14 protein-coding genes and 3 pseudogenes are annotated in these 18,173 nt (G+C 69.0%); 11 read left to right on the plus strand and 6 right to left on the minus strand.

All coding sequences use genetic code 11. The features are described 5' to 3' along the window. Positions 1-272: 272 nt before the first annotated feature. Together RIU97_RS33355 and RIU97_RS33360 are read left to right on the plus strand one after the other, a co-directional pair. Complete coding sequence (locus RIU97_RS33355; RefSeq protein ID WP_404961234.1) at positions 273-1,562, plus strand: tyrosine-type recombinase/integrase; 1,290 nt, start codon at positions 273-275, stop codon at positions 1,560-1,562. Then, the gene (locus RIU97_RS33360) at positions 1,559-4,036 is read left to right on the plus strand and encodes a tyrosine-type recombinase/integrase (RefSeq protein ID WP_404961235.1); all 2,478 of its coding nucleotides are present in this window, start codon (positions 1,559-1,561) and stop codon (positions 4,034-4,036) included. The genes RIU97_RS33355 and RIU97_RS33360 overlap by 4 nt, the downstream gene beginning before the upstream one ends. Positions 4,037-4,149: 113 nt before the next feature. On the opposite strand, the gene RIU97_RS33365 is transcribed toward RIU97_RS33360, so the two are convergent. From RIU97_RS33365 to RIU97_RS33380, 4 genes are all read right to left on the minus strand, one after another. Then, positions 4,150-4,779 (minus strand): class I SAM-dependent methyltransferase, encoded by a 630-nt coding sequence (locus tag RIU97_RS33365; RefSeq protein ID WP_404961236.1) that lies wholly within the window; start codon positions 4,777-4,779, stop codon positions 4,150-4,152. 163 nt (positions 4,780-4,942) lie between these two features. Next, on the minus strand, positions 4,943-5,746 hold the full coding sequence (locus RIU97_RS33370) for a PIG-L deacetylase family protein (RefSeq protein ID WP_404963032.1): 804 nt from the start codon (positions 5,744-5,746) through the stop codon (positions 4,943-4,945). A 146-nt stretch (positions 5,747-5,892) separates the two neighbouring features. Further along, positions 5,893-7,515, minus strand: coding sequence for a serine/threonine-protein kinase (locus tag RIU97_RS33375; RefSeq protein ID WP_404961237.1), 1,623 nt, complete (start codon positions 7,513-7,515; stop codon positions 5,893-5,895). A gap of 43 nt (positions 7,516-7,558) precedes the next feature. Then, on the minus strand, positions 7,559-9,169 hold the full coding sequence (locus tag RIU97_RS33380) for an alpha/beta hydrolase (RefSeq protein ID WP_404961238.1): 1,611 nt from the start codon (positions 9,167-9,169) through the stop codon (positions 7,559-7,561). A 270-nt stretch (positions 9,170-9,439) separates the two neighbouring features. Between RIU97_RS33380 and RIU97_RS33385 the strand changes: the two genes are divergently transcribed. Both RIU97_RS33385 and RIU97_RS33390 read left to right on the plus strand, forming a co-directional pair. Beyond that, positions 9,440-10,117 (plus strand): response regulator transcription factor, encoded by a 678-nt coding sequence (locus RIU97_RS33385; protein ID WP_404961239.1) that lies wholly within the window; start codon positions 9,440-9,442, stop codon positions 10,115-10,117. Next, positions 10,114-11,379, plus strand: coding sequence for a sensor histidine kinase (locus tag RIU97_RS33390; protein WP_404961240.1), 1,266 nt, complete (start codon positions 10,114-10,116; stop codon positions 11,377-11,379). Before RIU97_RS33385 ends, RIU97_RS33390 begins: the two co-directional genes overlap by 4 nt. Positions 11,380-11,418: 39 nt before the next feature. On the opposite strand, the pseudogene RIU97_RS33395 reads toward RIU97_RS33390, so the two are convergent. Continuing rightward, positions 11,419-11,580, minus strand: a pseudogene (locus RIU97_RS33395) (ArsR/SmtB family transcription factor); the annotation flags it as partial. On the opposite strand from RIU97_RS33395, the gene RIU97_RS33400 reads away from it, so the two are divergent. From RIU97_RS33400 to RIU97_RS33410, 3 genes and pseudogenes are all read left to right on the plus strand, one after another. Then, positions 11,531-11,659 carry a hypothetical protein gene (locus RIU97_RS33400; protein ID WP_404963122.1) on the plus strand — a complete coding sequence of 43 codons (129 nt, stop codon included), beginning with the start codon at positions 11,531-11,533 and terminating at the stop codon, positions 11,657-11,659. The pseudogene RIU97_RS33395 and the gene RIU97_RS33400 overlap by 50 nt on opposite strands. Before the next feature lie 95 nt (positions 11,660-11,754). Continuing rightward, positions 11,755-12,466, plus strand: a pseudogene (locus RIU97_RS33405) (NAD(P)-binding domain-containing protein); the annotation flags it as partial. 86 nt (positions 12,467-12,552) lie between these two features. Next, positions 12,553-13,053: a hypothetical protein gene (locus RIU97_RS33410; protein ID WP_404963123.1), complete on the plus strand. Its 501-nt coding sequence runs from the start codon at positions 12,553-12,555 to the stop codon at positions 13,051-13,053. Here the strand turns inward: RIU97_RS33410 and RIU97_RS33415 are convergent. Next, positions 13,007-13,396 (minus strand): hypothetical protein, encoded by a 390-nt coding sequence (locus RIU97_RS33415; protein WP_404961241.1) that lies wholly within the window; start codon positions 13,394-13,396, stop codon positions 13,007-13,009. The two genes, RIU97_RS33410 and RIU97_RS33415, sit on opposite strands and share 47 nt — an antisense overlap. 223 nt (positions 13,397-13,619) lie before the next feature. On the opposite strand from RIU97_RS33415, the pseudogene RIU97_RS33420 reads away from it, so the two are divergent. The 4 genes and pseudogenes from RIU97_RS33420 to RIU97_RS33435 all read left to right on the plus strand — a co-directional run. Continuing rightward, a pseudogene (locus tag RIU97_RS33420) lies at positions 13,620-13,892 on the plus strand (helix-turn-helix domain-containing protein); the annotation flags it as partial. A 1,031-nt stretch (positions 13,893-14,923) separates the two neighbouring features. Then, complete coding sequence (locus RIU97_RS33425; RefSeq protein ID WP_404961242.1) at positions 14,924-15,484, plus strand: hypothetical protein; 561 nt, start codon at positions 14,924-14,926, stop codon at positions 15,482-15,484. Between the two features lie 636 nt (positions 15,485-16,120). Next, positions 16,121-16,324 (plus strand): cold-shock protein, encoded by a 204-nt coding sequence (locus RIU97_RS33430; RefSeq protein ID WP_008734853.1) that lies wholly within the window; start codon positions 16,121-16,123, stop codon positions 16,322-16,324. Between the two features lie 319 nt (positions 16,325-16,643). Then, positions 16,644-18,158, plus strand: coding sequence for a DEAD/DEAH box helicase (locus tag RIU97_RS33435; protein WP_404961243.1), 1,515 nt, complete (start codon positions 16,644-16,646; stop codon positions 18,156-18,158). Positions 18,159-18,173: the final 15 nt, after the last annotated feature.

Below are 18,173 nucleotides of genomic sequence, written 5' to 3' on the forward strand. Positions count from 1 at the left end.
TGCTGATGCTGACGTCTGGGTGGTCGAGGTCGACCGCGGGCTTCCGGCTGACCAGCCCTGGCGCACAGCTTCGAGGGGCTTGGCGCGTGTGACGGTGATATGCCTGTGCACGATGCCGGTCACGTGCCCGGCTTGAGACACGAGACACATGGACACACATTCTGCTTGCATAACGCATGGCGGGCAGAAGCCCCGGCGCAGAGTCGGGCCTGTTGACCGAACTAACTAGTGCGTCCTCGCAGTTCAGGCGGGGTGTCTGCTAGTTTCCCGGCGTGCTTGATGAGCAACGTCCCGGAAGGGACCTGAGGGATTTCGTGCTGCCCGAGTTAGGCCGGCTACTGGAGACGGGGGACCCCTGGGAGCCGTACAGGGTGTTGGATCCGGTCGGTAGCCCGGTCGAGCCAGCAGCGCTGTACCTCAAAGAGCTGATGGCGAGGGACAGGTCGCCGCTGACGCCGCGGTCGTACGGCATGGATCTGCTGCGCTGGTTCCGGTTCTTGTGGGTGCTCGGGATCGAGTGGGACCGTGCTACCCGGGAGGATGCCCGGGACTTCATGTTGTGGATGAAGGTGGCCAACAAGCCGGTACGCGTGCATTGGCGCCGCCGAGGCAAGGCGCCTTCAGAGATCCCGCCGCCTCGCAGTGACAGGCCGGTGCCGGGGACACCGAATCCGGTGACGGGCAAGCCCACCGTCGGGACGAAGTACTCGCCGAGAACTCGTGCCCACTGTGAAACGGTGCTGCGGCAGTTCTACGACTTCCATCTGGATGGCAACGTCGGGGCATTGCTCGTCAACCCGTTTCCGATCGTTCGCGACCGCCGCTCGGCACGGCCCGGCTCACAGAGCCACGGTGAGAAGAAGCACCGGAACCGGCGCACGGGCCTCTACCGGCCCACCGTTCCTCAGCAGATCCCGCGGCGGATCCCCGACGAGAAGTACACCGAGGTCTTCGCTGGGCTCCGCTCGCACCGCGACCGGGCCCTGCTGGCCTTCTGGGTCGCTACCGGCGCTCGCGCTGAGGAACTGCTTACCGTCAGGCAAGGCGGTGCGGTCGTTGGTGAGCAGACCATCGGTGTGATCCGCAAGGGCAGCCGCGAATACCAGGAGCTGCCCACCAACCCCGACGCGTTCGTATGGCTGCGGCTCTACCAGGAGGATGCCTGGAGGAAGGGCGTCCCTCGCGGCCGCCACCACCCGCTGTGGTGGACACTGCGGCGCCCTTGGCGACCGCTGGAATACGACGCGGCCCGCATGATGTTCAACCGTGCCAACGAGCTTCTGGGGGCCAACTGGACCCTTCACGACCTGCGGCACACGGCGACGTTCCTGATGCTCGACGACCCCAACATGCCGCCGGTCTACGTGCAGAAGATCCTCGGCCACAAGTGCTTGTCGACCTTGGACATCTACAACCGTCCTACTCGTGACGACGTCATCACCGCCGGGCTTGCCCACCATGCCCGTCAGGACCAGCGCCGCAAGCAGCCGCCCGTCTCCGTTGACGAGCCGTCCTACAACCCCGACTCCTTGTCGATCCTCTTCGGACGGGACGTGCCATGACCAGCGCTGCAACGCACATCATCTCGAGTTTTGTGCCGAAGAAGAGAAGCCTGGTGGGCGCCGAAGCGCTCACCTTGATGAACCGGTTTCCACCTCGTCGAAGGCCGAGTACGTGGCCGGCGACAGCCGCCTCGCGCGCAGAAATCCTTAAACGGATGGCTCGTCCGCCGCTGCGAGTCGCGGACAGCAGCGCTCAGGCGAATCGAATGTTCGGTGCACGCCTCGTGCTGGACTGGCTGGCAACCTTTCCCGGCGAGACCTGGCAGGAGCGCTGGCAAGCGAGTCCTGCCCACGGCCAGCAGATTGCGTCCCCCGGGTGGAGGGATGCCTACGCGAAGTGGGCTCGCTCGGAATCACGCGTGTCCCGGCGCGAGACGCTCCTGGTCGGGGTCCTGGCACTGCTCTGCGCGGATGCTGTCAGACCCGACCCGGGCTTCCTCATCGGGTCCAGGTCGCGGCATCTCCGACCGGCTATGGAGGAGGCGCGTGACCCCGAGGGCTTCGCACGGTTGAGAGCGTCACTGCCGGTGGAGCTGTCGTCGGGTGATGGTTCGTCCGGGCTGAAGACCATCACGGAGATCATGGCTTGCCAGGGCGGGACCATCGAGGACATCGTCGTCGGTGACCTGTTGCTATGGCACCGCACGAACCGGACCAACAGCAATCGGCGGATCGAGCTCGCCTACACCTGGCTGCTCAATTTGGGCATCCTTCCCGCAGACGCACCGCACACGCTGTTCCGGATCTCCCACCGCACTGGGCAACTCACTGCTGCAGATCTCGTGGACCGTTACCAACTGCAGTGCCGGCCGGTCCGCGATCTGTTGGTCGCCTATCTTTCCCATCGGTCCGTAGGTCTTGACTTCACGTCTTTGATGGGGCTCACGAACTCGCTGGCGCTTCGGTTCTGGGACGACCTGGAGCGGCATCATCCGGGCGTCGACTCTCTTCGGCTGCCCGCCGAGGTGATGACTGCCTGGAAGCTCCGACTGGCCACGAAGACCGTCCGCAAGCGTCTCCCCGACGGCTCCTTCCGCGAGTTCACCGAACCGCGCAGGAACGCAACCGCCATCAAGACCCAGGTCAGGGCCCTGTACTTGGACCTGGCGGAGTGGGCAGTGGAAGAACCCAGCCAGTGGGCTGCTTGGGTCGCTCCCTGCCCGATCAGTGAAGCCGAGTGCTCGACAGCAAAGGCTGACCGCCAGCTCAAGGCCCGAATGGACCAACGCACTCGTGAGCGCCTTCCCGCGCTGCCCACGCTGGTGCAGACAGCTGGCCGCCTTCTGAGGGAGGCCACGGCTCGAATTGATGCGCTCAACGCCGCACCGCTCAACTCGACATTCACCGTCTTGGGCGAGACGTTCACCGTCCCTCGCTCCAGTAAGCGCGCTGACGGACGTCCAGTCCATGCCTGGGACGCCCGCGGCCGCCGGCGATCGTTCGCGGGCGAGGAGCGGAGCGCATTCTGGGCATGGGCAGCTATCGAGGTCTTGCGGCACACCGGCATCCGCATCGAGGAACTCCTCGAGCTGGGGCATCACAGCATCATCAGTTACAAGCTGCCCACCACCGGCCAGGTCGTCCCGCTCTTACAGATTGCCCCATCGAAGACAGACCAGGAACGACTCGTCTTGGTCACACCGGAACTGGCCGACGTCCTGAGCACAGTCGTCTCCCGACTCCGCGCCGCCAACGGTCGCGTTCCCCTGGTCCGGAGCTACGACCACTACGAACGGGTCTGGAACCCGCCGATGCCGCTGCTGATCCAAGATCGGGTTACTGGAGCCCCGCGTCCGCTGTCTGCGACGACGATCCGCAGGGGACTCGACGCGACTCTGCTGGCCTCGGGCTTGGTGGACAGCGCAGGCGACCCCCTCATCTTCCAGCCCCACGACTTCCGCCGAATCTTCATCACAGACTCCATCCTCAATGGCCTACCGCCCCACATCGCGCAGGTCATCGCTGGGCACGACCACATCGGGACCACGATGGGATACGCCGCTATCTACCCGACGGACGCCATCGAGGCCCATCGGGCGTTCATCGCCCGGCGCCGGGCACTGCGGCCTGTCGAGGAATACCGCACCGTCACCCCGGAGGAATGGGACGAGTTCCTTGGGCATTTCGAGCGCCGCAAGCTCGCCCTGGGCGACTGCGGCCGCGCATACGGAACCGATTGTGCTCATGAGCACGCCTGTGTCCGTTGTCCCGTACTCATCGTTCACGCGACAGAACGTCCGCGGCTCATCGAGATCCGCGACAACCTCCTCGCGCGCATCCTGGAAGCCGAACGCGAGGGTTGGCTTGGTGAGATCGAAGGCTTGCAGAGCAGCCTGGGTCACGCCGAGGAGAAGCTCGCCCAGCTCGATGCGCAGATCTCCCGGCAGCAGCAGTCCGTTGACCTGGGCATTCCTTCCTTCCGGGAGATCGTTGCTCGCACCACTGCGGTGGCCGCACCGCCGGAGTCTTCATGACCTGGACGGTTGTCGTCTCCGGCGATGCTCGGAAGGTCTGCACCGATCGAAACCGATCGGCCAGAACGCGGCGCTTCAGCAGGCGGATGACCTACACCACCCCAGGCCACGCTCTACGGGCGGCGGGCCAGCAAGTGTGTGTCGAGGAAGCCCCGCTCAGAGGCCGGGTCGTGGAGCAACCGAGCCACCGTGACGAGCCCGGCCCCGGCCAGCAACTCGGCAAACTGCTCCGCCGGCCAGCTATAGGCGGGCGCCACCTTGTGATCGAAGCGGACCGGCTCCGGCCCCTCGGTCCCGAAGAAGGACACCAGGAGCAAGCCCCCTGATGCCAGGACACGCACCTGCTCAGCGAGCAGCGCGGGCAATTCCCCAGGTGGGGTATGGATCATCGAGTAGTGGGCCAGCACTCCACCGAGCGCGCCGTCTTCGACCGGCAGGGCCTCCATTCGCGCTTCGTCGAACCGCAGCGCCGGATGGGCCCGCCGGGCGTGGTCGACCATGGCCGGGGAGAGGTCGAGCCCGAAGGCGTCCAGCCCCAAGTCGTGCAGCATGGCCGTCAGATGTCCGGGCCCACACCCGACGTCGGCTGCCCGCAGATTCCCCGTCCCACGCACGAGCTCGGCGAAGGTGGCGATCATGTTCCGCGCGAACGGCTGCGTCTCCAACCGATTAGCGAACATCGACGCATACAGCTCGACGACCCCGTCGTAGGCCGCCCTGGTCTCGTCCTGGTGTTCCAACACGGGAAGGAAACTAACACCCGCGCCGTTCGCAGCCGTTCTCCGGCCACATGCCGACCCTTCTCCTCGAGACTGATCGTCCCGTCACCCGATCACGGGACGCCCTCGGTAGTTCGGAGAAGCCAAGTCGCGTACCACGTCGGCTCGCCACCTGAGCCCGTCCACGTCAGCCTGTCCTTACGGAACCCGACCCACAGGAGTGGACGGTCGGACCGCTGGTGAGCGCGGAAGCGATGGGGCCGCCGGTCGGGAGGCTGAGGCGGGTGAAGTACTCGATGGCCAGAATGCGGTTCCTCCTCTCCGTATCGACGCGGGACAGCAGCGCTGGCAGCGGTCGCTCGCCTTCGAGCTGGCTGCTGTGGGAGCAGATCGCGCGCCATTTGCGGTCGATCCATTCCGTCACGTTCACGGCGGCGGCCACGTACTCGTCCGGCACGGCCAGCAGGGTCTTGCCGACCCCGCACAGCAGCGGCCCGAGGTCGCCGATCCCGGACTGAGGGTGGGTGGCCGCGTAGAGCGCGCGGGGCTGCCACGGCTCCCCGGCCTCCGGGTGAAGGTGAGCGATTCCGGCTGCTTCCACAGCGAGCAGCGTCACCTGGTGGGTGCGCCGGTGATCCGGGTGCCCGGTCAGCTGGCCGAGCACGTCATGAGTGACGACGATGTCGGGGCGGAACTGCCGAATGTGCGCGACCACCTGGGCGACGGCGTCGTCCAGGGGCACGTCGCACCAGCGGGGTCGGCCGGGCGCCGACGATTCGTTGCGGGCGTCACCGTATCCGAGCATCCGTGGCGCACCCGCGCTGAGGACATCCAGCGCCGCTGCGAGTTCGGCGGCCCGACGGCTGTCCGGGGCCCAGGTGGCGGCGACCGCCGCCGTGGGTGCCCCGGCGGCGGCGTGCTGGGCGAGCACCCCGCCAGCGAGGAGGGACTCGTCATCCGGGTGAGCGAAGACAGCGAGCAGACTGGGCAACAACGGGCATCCCGCCGACTCACCGAAGAGCCCGGCTCCGACGCCCCAGCTGTCGACCCAGCCGAACAGGACAAGCACCGTGACACCCGTCACGGCGATCAGAATGAGGTCAGCTATGACTCGGTACGAACGGTGTCGCACGGCAGTCAGTTGTCGTTGCGGTAGTAGTCCATCGAGATCGTCACCGGACCGTTGTCGGACACGGTGATCACTCGCAGGATCGCGATGTCGTGAGTGCTGCGTGAGCGCACGCAGAAGGCTCGTCCGGTCGGCAGATCTCCGAAGCCGACGGCAGTCGCAGGTTGCTGGTCGATGGCTGTGGAGCACTCGGCGGGCGTCGGCTGGCTGCTGGGGGTGATGGAGGCGTCGCTGTCCGACGGGCTCAGGAACCCGTCGGCGTTGTGTCCCACGGCCCACGGGGTGGACCGCGTGGGGGTGAGCGTGCCGGTGGTGATGTCGAAGTCGTAGGAGTCGTCGGGCGCGGTCAGGACCGTCTCGGTATACGCCGGGGTGTAGGTGGCCGTGCTTGCCGCCGCGTCGGGGCTGGTGTCATCCGTGTCGTTGGGGATCTGGCCGGGTTGGACGGCCAGGAGTACGCCTGCGATCGTTCCGCCGAGCGCCGTCAGCAGCGCCACCACGAGCACCGTCTTCCAGGACGCGCCTTTGTGGCGACGGCGGCGGGGCTTGACCTGCGCGGGTGGCGCCGGAGCGGCAACGGTCGCCGGCGGTGTGGGCAGCAGGGCGGTCGGTGCCTCGGTCGGGGGCTGTGGGGAGCCGAAGGAGCCGGGCGGTGCCTGGGTGGGAACGCAGGCGGGGGCGACGGCCGGGGGAAGGTGTCGGGGCAGGTCGCAGCGGCGGGTGATGTCGGTGCTGACCCCTGTGGGCAGCCAGTCGTCGGCGAAGCGCAGCTGCCCGCCCACGGTGTGGTGGGTGCGGGCGGTCTCGATGATCTCGGTGGGCGTCGGCCGGTCCTCGGGCTGCTTCGCCAGGCAGCGCAGCAGCAGCCCGTGCAGGTCGCCCGGGACACGGTCGAGGTTGGGTTGCTCGTTGACCACCCGGTACAGCACCGTGGTCTCCGGCCCCTCGCCGAACGGCAGCGCGCCGGAGATTGCGTACGCGGCCAGCGCGCCCAGCGCGAAGACATCCGTCGCGGGCGTGGCCGGTCGGCCAAGGGCCTGCTCGGGCGCCATGAACGCGGGGGAGCCGATCCGGAAACCCGTGCCGGTCAGCGCGATGGCGTCGGCCGCGCGGGCGATGCCGAAGTCGATCACGCGGGGTCCGTCGGCCGAGACCAGTACGTTGGCGGGCTTGAGGTCCCGGTGCACCACGCCGACTCCGTGGATCGCCTGCAGTGCCTCCGCGATCCCACCCATCAGCAGCAGTACGGTGCGCACCGGCAGTGCGCCGTGGTCCCGGACCACCTGCTGCAGCGACGGGCCCGGTACGTACGCGGTGGCCAGCCAGGGCACCTCGGCGCCTGCACCGGAGTCGATGACCTGGGCGGTGTACAGCCCGTGGATCCGCCGGGCGTTGGCCACCTCGTGCGCGAAGCGCCGCCGGAACTCCGGGTCCTGTGCGAACTCCGGCCGGATCGTCTTCAGGGCCACCGGCCGGCCGCCGGGTGTGTACGACACGTAGACCCGCCCCATACCGCCGGCCCCGAGCCGGGCGTACAACCGGTAGCTGCCCACTTCGCCCGGGTCGTCGGGCTGCAACGGTTGGAAGACCGTTGACGCGAGCGAGGAATCCGGGGGCAGGTCCATGGGCATGCGGAAGATCTCCAGTGGTACGTACGGGCTGTGAGGGGGCTGTTCAGCAGGTCGTCCCGTCCGGGACCGGTTTGAGGTCGAGGAGGTAGGCGTCCACGGCGGCGGTCACGCAGGCGCTGCCTCGGCCGTAAGCGGTGTGGCCCGGCCCCCGGAAGGTGAGAAGCATGCCGCCGGGCAGCTGACCGGCGAGGTTCTTCGACCACTCGTAGGGCGTGGCCGGGTCGCCGGTGGTGCCGACGACCAAGACCGGGGGGAGGCCCTCGGCCTGGACGCGGTGCGGCTTCTGCGCTCCGGCAGGCCAGTCCTTGCAGGTGAGCGCGGCGAGGACGTTGGAGGTGCCGAAGGCCCCGGCCTCGCGGTTCGCCCGGTCGAGCAGGTCCCAGTAGGGCTGCGGGTCCCTGGGGTGCGGCTGGTCGAGGCAGTTGACGGCCACGATGGCGTCGGAGGAGTTACCGGGGGCCTGGTCGTCGTCGGAGCCCGGCTCGGATCCGCCGTCGGAGCTGTCGTCCTGAGCCGATATGCCAGGGTCCGCGATCTCGGCGAGCTTCGTCCCGTCGCCCTTGTGCGCCGCGCGAAGTGCCTCGGACAGGGGCTGCCACTGGGACTCCGGCGAGTACATCGACATGCTGACGGCGGCGTTGAGCATGGCCTGGTCGAGCCGCTCGTCGCTGCCCTTGATGCGCAGCGGGCGCTTCGAAACCCGCGCGTACAGGTCGGTGATCACCTTGTGGATACCGTCGGGGGTGGCGGCGGGACAGGCGTTCCCCACCACGGAGGCGCATTGCCCGGCGTAGTCGTCCACCGACTTCCGGAAGCCCTTGGCCTGCTGGAGGGCGGCCTCGGACCAGTCGAGTGCGGGGTCGACCGCGCCGTCGAGGACGAGTGCCCGGACCCGGCGCGGGAACAGCTCACCGTAGACGGTGCCGAGGTAGGTGCCGTAGGACCAGCCGAGGTAGGTGAGCTTGTCGTCGCCGAGGGCGGCGCGCAGTACGTCCATGTCGCGGGCGGCGTCCAGGGTGCCGACGTGCGGCAGGATCGCGCCGCTGCGGGCCTTGCAGGCGGCGGTCTGGTGTTCGGCGTTGGCGAGTTCGGCGCGGCGTTCGGCGTCGGTCTTCGGGTACAGGCTCGTCGACGTGTCGCCGGCACCGGAGGGGGGCTGGTCCTCCGCGGCCGGGTCCGAGGACCCGCAGTCGACGGCCGGCTTGCTCCCGGCCACGCCGCGCGGGTCGAAGCTGACGATGTCGAAGCGGGCGCGGGTCCGTTCGCTGAAGGACGACTGGGCGCCGGATTTCAGCTGGTCGACCCCGGATTCGCCGGGGCCGCCGGGGTTGAAGACCAGGGAGCCGACGCGCCAGTCGGGGTCCGCGGTGACGGCCTTGGCCAGCGGGAGGGTGAAGGTCCGGCCGTCCTTGGGATGTGCGTAGTCCATGGGCACGGTGAGCGTGGCGCACTGCAGCTCACCGCACCGGGTCCAGGTCAGTTTCTGCTGGTAGAAGCCCTGCAGATCGCTCTGCCCGGCGGGATCGGCGGATACGGCGCCGACGCCGGGCGGTCGTGCGCCATCACTGGCCGGGCCGCAGCCGGTGAGTGCCGTCGCGCCGAGTGCGGCCAGGGCCAGGATCAGGCTGCCGCGCTTGAGGGCCGGATGGTTCATGGGAGTACTCCGTCGGGACTGGTCGGCGGCGCCGGTTCACGGCGCGCAGGGCACGCGTTCAAGCCGGCGCCTAGAGCGGGGAGGCCGCTGTCTGCGGCCTGCCCCCCGGACGTGGAGCCGGGTGGGGGTGGGGGGTCCACGCCCGGGGGTGTCTCAAGTCGCCGCGTGTTCGATTCCGCTGCGACCTGGATGGATGCTCCCTGAGGGAACCTGAGGATTTGATGAGGACGGGCCCAGGGCCGATCTGACGGGCGGGCTATCCTGACCGCCGTGCGAGTACTGGTGGTCGAGGACGATGACGATCTGCGGTTCGCGGTGTCCGCAGCGCTGCGCTCCGAGGGGCTGGCCGTCGACGAGGTAGCCGATCTGCCGGCCGCCGACGAGGCACTGTTCGTCACCGATTACGACTGTGTGGTGTTCGACCGGACACTGCCCTCCGGGGACGCCATCGACTACGTGGACAAGATGAGGCGCGCGGGGCGGACCGTCTCGGTGCTGTTCCTCACGGCTCGTGACACGGTCGCCGACCGGGTCGCTGGGTTCGCCGTCGGCGGCGATGACTACCTGGTCAAGCCGTTCGCCGTGCCCGAGCTGGTGGCCCGGGTGCACAACCTGTGCCGACGGGCGGGGGCGGCCCGGCCGCCGGTGCAGCGGATCGCCGACATGGAGATCGACACCGCCCGCCGCCAGGTGCACCGGGGCGGCGTGCTGCTGATCCTGACCCGCAAGGAATTCGCCGTACTGGAACTGCTCGCGGCCCGCGTTGACCAGGCCGTACCCCGCGCCGAACTGATCGCGAAATGCTGGGACGAGATGGCCGAGCCGAACTCCAACGTCGTCGAGGTGCTGGTCTCCCAACTGCGCCGTAAGCTCGGCGACCCACCGCTGATCCACACGGTCCGCGGCATCGGCTACCGCCTGGCACCCCCCACGACCGGCCGAGCATGACGGCGGCCGAGGCCCGCGCCCGCCGGCTGCGCCGACGGCTTACCGCCCTGTTCACCCTGACCAGCGCGGTCGGGCTGATCGCCCTCGCGGCGTTCGCCATCCACACCAACGACAACTCCTGGCGCAACCAGCTCGACGACGCCCTCAACCTCCAGACCAGCCGGGCGATCCCGCTCCTGGGCACCGACGAGAAGGGCAAACTCGACGTCCAGGCCCTGAAGGAGGGCATGGAGACCGAGTGCCCCCTGCTCACCGTGGTGGCCACGACGGCGAACGAGCCCACCATCGTCTACCAGCCGCGCCAGGCCTGCGTAGGGCCTCGGAACGAGGACCTGGAGGAGGCGGCCGCCGCAGCCGTGAAGGAGGGTGAGGCGGTCGTCGTCGACGCCCGCAGCGAAGACGGCCACGAGATCCGGCTGCTCGCCGAGCCCTACACGGCAGGCGACGGCGAAAAACCGGAAGGCGCGCTCGTCGCCGCCGTGGACATGTCCGCAGACCAGGCCGCACACCGCCGGCTGACGCTGCTCCTGACAGGTGGCTGCGCAGCCCTGGTGACACTGTCCGCCGCAGCCGGACACCTGCTCTCCGGACGCGCGATCCGACCCGCGCTGACGGCATTGCGCCAGCAGGAGGAGTTCCTCGCCGACGCGGCCCACGACCTGCGCACCCCGGCCGCCTCACTGCGCATCCTCGCCGAAACCGCGCTGCGCGACGACACCAACCGGGACGCCGCCCTGGAACGGACCGTGCGCCTGGCGAGCCGGATGGGCGACCTCATCGACGGCCTGCTCACCCGCGCCCGGATGGCAGCCGGCGTCAGCGCCCCGGACCGCCAGCCCATGCGCCTGGACCAGCTCGTCGAAGCCGTCGTCGACGACACCGAGACCGGCGGGCACCACGTGACCGTACGCACCGAACCGGTCGTCGTGGTCGCCGACCCCGACCTCCTGAAGCGGGCGGTGGCCAACCTGCTCGGCAACGCCCTCGTCCACGGCCACGCCCCCGGCCGGCCCGCGGAGGTCGAGCTCACCGTGACCGCCGACGGCACGCTGACCGTCGACGACACCGGACCGGGCGTACCCCGGGAACTGGCCGACTCCCTCTTCCAACGCTTCCGCAGCGGGTCCGCCTCAGGCTCCAGCGGCCTCGGCCTCTCCATCGCCTCCTGGATCGCCCACGCCCACGACGGCACCCTCGACGCCACCACCAGCCCACGCGGCGGCGCCCGCTTCACCCTCCACCTCAAGCCCCAGGCGAAGTAAGAGGGAGCACTCGCCAGCCGCGTTCGCCACGCCCGCGATCGGCGCCGAGACGCCGACGTCGGAGATGTCGCAGACGCACGCCTCGCCAGCCTCGTGGGAGGCGATGGCGGAGAACAGCCGCAGGCGAACCGGGTCACCCAGGGCCTTGAACATGACGGCGGTCCGCTCCGCCTCCTCGGCGGTCAGCGGGCGCTCCGTCAGCGGCGGGCAGCACGCCGCCACGGCCTCCGGCTCCAGCAGCGGCAACACCTTCGTAGTCATGCCCCCAGCATCCGTCTAAATTCGACAGATGTCTATGTTGATGGACGTCGATCCAGGAGTCACCCTAGAGGCGTCAGGACATCGACAAACGTCAAATCAACTGGGGAGTCTGCCGTGAACGCATCCACCGAGACCCTGCCTGTCGTCGTGACCGGCGCAGGCCCGATCGGACTCGCCGCGGCCGCGCGCCTGATCGAGCGGGACATCGAGCCCCTGGTCCTGGAGGCCGGCCCGGCCGCCGCGACCGCAGTCCGGGACTGGTCGCACGTACGGCTCTTCTCCACCTGGTCCGAGGTCGTAGACCCCGCCGCCGAGAAGCTCCTCGCCCCCACCGGCTGGGTCAAGCCGGACGGCGCCACCTGCCCCTCCGGTGGCGACTGGGCCGAGTTCTACCTCCAAGCCCCTGGCCGACCTCCTCGGCGACCGCGTCCGCTACAACGCGACCGTCACCGGCGTCTCCCGCACCGGCCGTGACCGCATCGTCGACGCCGACCGAGAGACCCAGCCCTTCGTCATCCACCTCACCAGCCCCACGGGCCACGAGGAGCGGATCTTCGCCCGCGCCGTGATCGACGCCTCCGGCACCTGGTCCACCCCCAGCCCGGCCGGCGCCAGCGGCCTGCTCGCCCTCGACGGGCGCGCCGCCTCCGACCGGATCTCCTACCGCGTCCCCGACCTGACGGACCCCGCCGTCCGGACCCGGTACGCGGGCAAGCGCACTGCCGTCATCGGCTCCGGCGCCTCCGCCTTCACCGCCCTGGCCTACCTCGCCAAGGCGGAGGACGGCATCGGGACGCACGCGACCTGGTCTCTCCGCTCCTCGATCCCCAGGCTCCCCAGAACGTTCAACCCCCAACCAGCTGAGGGGAAGAGCGACCCTGGTGATTTTCACATATCCTCATCAGCACCCCGTTGCCGTGTTCGCCCGCCGCTCTCGACGCCGAGCTGCACGCCGCCCTGGCCGGTTCCGCTCCGTGGCGTGAGGCCCTCGAGGACCTGGACGAAGACGTCCTCGCCGAGGCCGGCGCCGAAGCGCGGGCCTTCGGCGCCGGCCCGGCGGCCGCCGTCGACGAGCTGGTGCGCGGCCTGCTCGGGCAGTTGGCCGACCGGCAGCAGTCGATCGCCGAGCTGGGCCGCGCGCTCACCACGGCAACTGAAGGCCGACCGCTACCCGGCTGGTCCACCGACGCCGGCCGCACCGAGGACATCGGGTGGCGCCAGGCCCGCACCACGCTGATCGAGGCCGTCGCACGCCACCACCACGCTCACCTGCTCGCCGCCATCGTCGAGCTCGGCGGTGAGCTGGAGCTCCCAGCTACCCGTAACGGGCGCTTCAGGGGCGCGGTCATCCCAGAAGGCTGCGCGGTCAGCGCCGGCCGCCGCCGATGCGGCGGTCGTCGGCCAGTGCGGTAAGCGGGCCGAACTCGCGGGCAAGCTGGTTCCACGTCAGAACCTCGCCACAGCGGGCCGGGAACTCCTTCGGGTTGAACTCGGGCATGGTCCAGGTGCCAGTGCCCCGGTCCCGCAGCCACAGGTCCCCGTCACCGTCGACCACACTCGGCGGGACCGGTACGGGCTCGGCCTGATCGGTGGGCTCCCAGGTGACCCGGCCCGGGTGGGAAACGCGGCGCAGCTCGGTAGTGGCCAGCCGCGCGGCCAAGTCACGGGTGGACTCTTCGGCGTCCTTGACCGACTCGAGTCGGAATGCGTCGTCAAGTACGGGCAGGGCTGGATTCTTGCTGCGCTTTGAACTCATACGCTGTCTACCTCCGGTGGGGGGCGTCACATCCGTTATGGCACCCCGTAGAGGAACACGGTATCCGAGGCGGGAGCCGGGCCGGCTACGACCACTGTCCAGGTGGAGGCGCTGGCACACCGGCGGTGGGGCTAGTGCCGCATCAGGCAACGTGCGCCCTCTTGTGCTGTGACGCGCCGTCTTGGTGCTGTGTCGGGCGGCGCGTGACCGTCACCCTGTCCGGGTGGCAGAGCGAGTACGTGCACTCGAGATCGAGGATGACGAGGGCAGACGGCCGCTTCGGATCATCCGCAGGGGCACTGGGTCGGTGGTGACCTGGCGGCGGGCCCAGGTGGTCCTGCTGTCCGCGCAGGGCATACCGGTGGCGAAGATCGCCGAAGTGACGTTCACCAGTGATGACCGGATCCGGGACGGGATCCACAACTTCAACACCGACGGCTTCGACTCCCTGTGTCCGAAGTGCAAGGGCGGCTGGCCGAAGTTGTCGCACACCCCGTAGAGCTCGTCCATCGCGGTGGCCGCCCGCTTGTTGCCCGGGGTGGGCCACTCGCGCGAGGTGTTGGCGGGGAAGTAGCCGCGGCGCAGCACGTAATCCGTGATGACCGGAAAGCGCCGGGCCACGACATCGGCCGTGGCCTCGACATCGGTGCCGAAGAGGATCCGCGCGACGGCGCGTAAGGCAAGGTGCATCATCTCGTCGGAGACGTCGAGGACCCCGTCTGGGGCATCCCCCCCGACGGCGATGACCATATCGGTCTCGGCGGCGACGGCCCCGGCGTAGCCGTCCGCCCGGCGTCGGGTCAACAGCGGCTGGACCAGCCGGCGCTGGCGCAGGTAGTCCTCGTCCTGACTGGTCAGCAGCCCGTTGCCGAAGGACTCCCGGACCTCTGGGTAGAAGGGGGTGTCCTTGCGGAAGTTGGCCGCCTCGGAGGCGAGGACCTGCCGCGCGCCCGCCGGGGAGAAGACGCAGTACAACGCGGCGCGCATCCCGGGCGGTCCGGCCGTGATCCGTACGAGGTCCCGTGCCGTTGCTGGGCGCAGGTAGGTGCCGAGGGAGTTCGATTTCAGGTCGAACAGCGACCCGGGCAGCAGCGCTCTCCCCAGCGCGGGAACCCCTGCCCCGACACCCTCTTCCGGCGTGAAGCCAGCCTCGTAGCTTCGGTTTGATCGGCTCCACCAGATCGGCTGCTCGCTCGAACAGGTCGGAAACCTGGTGGGAGTCGTCGCGTTCTCCGACCGTTGTTGCGAAAGAGGCATTGCCGGGTTCGGCGTCGTCTCGGGACACTGCTTCCCGTCCGGGCTGTGGGTGCTGGGCATCACGGGCAACCATGTGGTCATGGTAGGAGCCCGCTCAAATCAGCTCCCCAGAGGTCCGCCGCGGACGTGGCACGTTCAGCCGCCTCATGGTTCTGCTTCCTGGCGGTCCGCCACCGGTTGAGACCGTGAAAGTCGTGTAATTCGGCGGCTCATGGGAACGATGAGGGATCCGAACGGGCCTCTCCGCTCTCCTACGTTCAAGGACCGCCGATGCTTCCCGAGTTCCGCTCCCACGCGTCCGTCCCCCTTTCCCATCAGCTGGAACAGCGGCTGGGACTGGACCCCCGCCTCGAAGCGGGCCGAATCGACGTGGAGCGCGTCGCGGACATCGCCGTCGTCGCATCCGCCCACTCCAACGGATACGCGGCCACCGCGCACCTCCTCGGACTGCTGGCCGCGCTCCCCGCTCCCACCGAGGCCGGAGAGCACTTCTGGTCGGACTTGTGGAGGTCCTCGGGCTCCCTCTACCTGCTTCCTGCCAACATCAAGGAGTACGTGCTCAGTTCGCTGGCGGGAGAAGGCGCCGGTCTGGCAGGACAGATCCTCTCGGCCTTCGATGAGATGACCCCGCCCCAGCGCATCGCAGCGGGGGAGGTCATCGGCCAGGCGCTCTCCGAATCCGACCACCTTCCCGACCTCAAAACGCAGGTCATCGGCGAGCTATGGCTCCGGGACCTCGAACTCACCGCCTGGCGCGTCCTGCACGCCGACCACAAATCAGCCGATCCGGCCAGGCGGAAAGCCTTCCTCGCCGCATGGACGAGTGCCTGATCGACACGGTCGCCTGTGCCGTTCGGCCCCGACGGCACCCGTAGAGCAGGTGAGGGGAGGGATGCCTGACACCTCCCTCCCCCCACCCCCCGATCGTCAGGCGCCCCTCGCTGAGTTGGGCAAGGGAGAACTTCGTAGCGGCAAGCCCGCTCCGGGCACCCTGGCCACCTCCACGACAACGACTTCGCGTTCGTTGTCGTACAGGACCTCACCACCGCGAGGACCGCTCCAGCGGTCCGCCCCGGCGGCACCCGCCCCCCATACGTCCTCAACCAGCCAACTCCGCGACGACCTCGCTGCCGCATCCTGCAGCCGACGGCGAGCACTTAAGAACGCTGCGCTCGGGGTGAATCAATATCTGTCACCGCGACCTGAGAATTTAACGGATCCTGCGGGGAGAGTTTCTATCGCCACACGGCAGCCCGAATATCTAGCGCACACAAGCCGCTGCAGCGTGCTACTGTCGATCTCGGTTGCAGTTTTGGTACCCAAGAACTTCAAGCGCCTCCAGTCGGACTTTCGGGCCACACGGAAGTGCTTTGTATTTCCCGGTCAATTTCCGGGCGGGGCATCATCGCGGCGACACGGCGTCCGCACAGTGCAGACGTTGATGCACTGCCCCAAAGGAGATATGGCATGGCTGCTGGTACCGTTAAGTGGTTCAACGCGGAAAAGGGTTTCGGCTTCATCGAGCAGGACGGTGGCGGCGCTGATGTGTTCGCCCACTACTCGAACATCGCCGCCCAGGGCTTCCGCGAGCTGAACGAGGGCCAGAAGGTCACCTTCGACATCGCGCAGGGCCAGAAGGGCCCGACGGCCGAGAACATCGTTCCCGCCTGACGCTGACACGCATTCTGTAGCTGGGGCCCGCATCCCTCGGGGTGCGGGCCCCAGCTGCACGCATTTCCCGCGGTGCGTTCACCCGCGGTATCAAGCATTGAGAGATCTGGCCGACTGGCCCTCTCGGAGCTGCACCCGATTTCTTTTCTTGGTTGTCGCGTCCGCATGACGCCACCTCATTTCAGCGTCTGAGCCCGAACAGATTCCTGTCCGCCAGATCGCTATCGTCGCATTCCATTCGGCCCGTTCTTGCAATTCCCTGCGCCTCTTCTACGCTGCGGGAATTCCTTGATACGTGCCGTATCAAGGAAGGTTCCGCATGAACCCCACACGTACGAACGAGCGCTCTTCTCGCACCCGCGGCCGCACCGGCGGCCCCGCTTTCGGCACCGGCGCCGGTTCGGGTCGGGGCAGCCGCTTCGGCTCGTCGGCCCCGAGCCGTTCCGGAGGTCCGAGCCGCTCGGGCGGCTACGGCCGCCGGCCCGCCGCGATCCAGGGCGAGTTCGCACCGCCGAAGACGATCACTCCGGCGCTGCCCGCCGTCGAGGCCTTCGCCGACCTCGACATGCCGGCCCAGCTGCTCACCACGCTCACCCGTGAGGGCATGGCCACGCCGTTCCCGATCCAGGCCGCGACGCTGCCCAACACCCTCGCGGGCCGCGACGTCCTCGGCCGCGGCCGTACCGGCTCCGGCAAGACCCTGGCCTTCGGCCTCGCGCTGCTGGCCCGTACGGCCGGCCAGAGCGCCGAGTCGGGTCAGCCGCTCGCGCTGATCCTCGTACCGACACGAGAGCTCGCCCAGCAGGTAACCGCCGCCCTCACCCCTTACGCCCGGGCGGTCAAGCTGCGCCTGGCCACCGTGGTCGGCGGCATGCCGATCCACCGCCAGGCCGGTGCCCTGCGTGCCGGAGCCGAAGTGGTCGTCGCCACGCCCGGCCGCCTCAAGGACCTCATCGACCGCGGTGACTGCCGCCTGAACCAGGTCGCCATCACCGTCCTCGACGAGGCTGACCAGATGGCCGACATGGGCTTCATGCCGCAGGTCACCGCCCTCCTGGACCAGGTACGTCCCGAGGGCCAGCGGATGCTGTTCTCCGCCACCCTGGACCGCAACGTCGACCTGCTGGTCCGCCGCTACCTGACCGACCCGGTCGTGCACTCCGTCGACCCCTCGCAGGGCGCGGTCACCACGATGGAGCACCACGTCCTGCACGTCCACGGCGCCGACAAGCACCGGACGACGACGGAGATCGCGGCCCGCGACGGCCGGGTGATCATGTTCCTGGACACCAAGCACGCCGTGGACCGCCTCACCCAGGACCTCCTCGACAGCGGGGTCCGCGCCGCGGCCCTGCACGGCGGGAAGTCCCAGCCCCAGCGCACCCGGACCCTGGCCCGGTTCAAGACCGGGCACGTCACCGTGCTGGTCGCCACGAACGTGGCGGCGCGCGGTATCCACGTCGACAACCTCGACCTCGTCGTCAACGTCGACCCGCCGACCGACCCGAAGGACTACCTCCACCGCGGCGGCCGTACCGCCCGCGCCGGGGAGTCCGGCAGCGTCGTCACCCTCGTCACCCCCAACCAGCGCCGCGAGATGGCCCGCTTGATGCAGGCCGCGGGCATCGCCCCGCTGACCACCCAGGTCCGCTCGGGCGACGAGGCCCTGAACCGCATCACCGGTGCCCAGGCCCCCTCCGGCATTCCGGTCACCATCACCGCACCGGTGTCCGAGCGGCCCAAGCGCAGCACGGCCTCCCGCGGTCGACGCGGGCCCCTGTCGGCTGCGCGGCGCGCGAGCCTGCGACAGACCGCCTTTGATGCGGCGGCCTGAGAACCACGTGATCAG

The organism is Streptomyces sp. 147326 (assembly GCF_045000215.1).
In the GTDB taxonomy this organism is placed as follows: domain Bacteria; phylum Actinomycetota; class Actinomycetes; order Streptomycetales; family Streptomycetaceae; genus Streptomyces.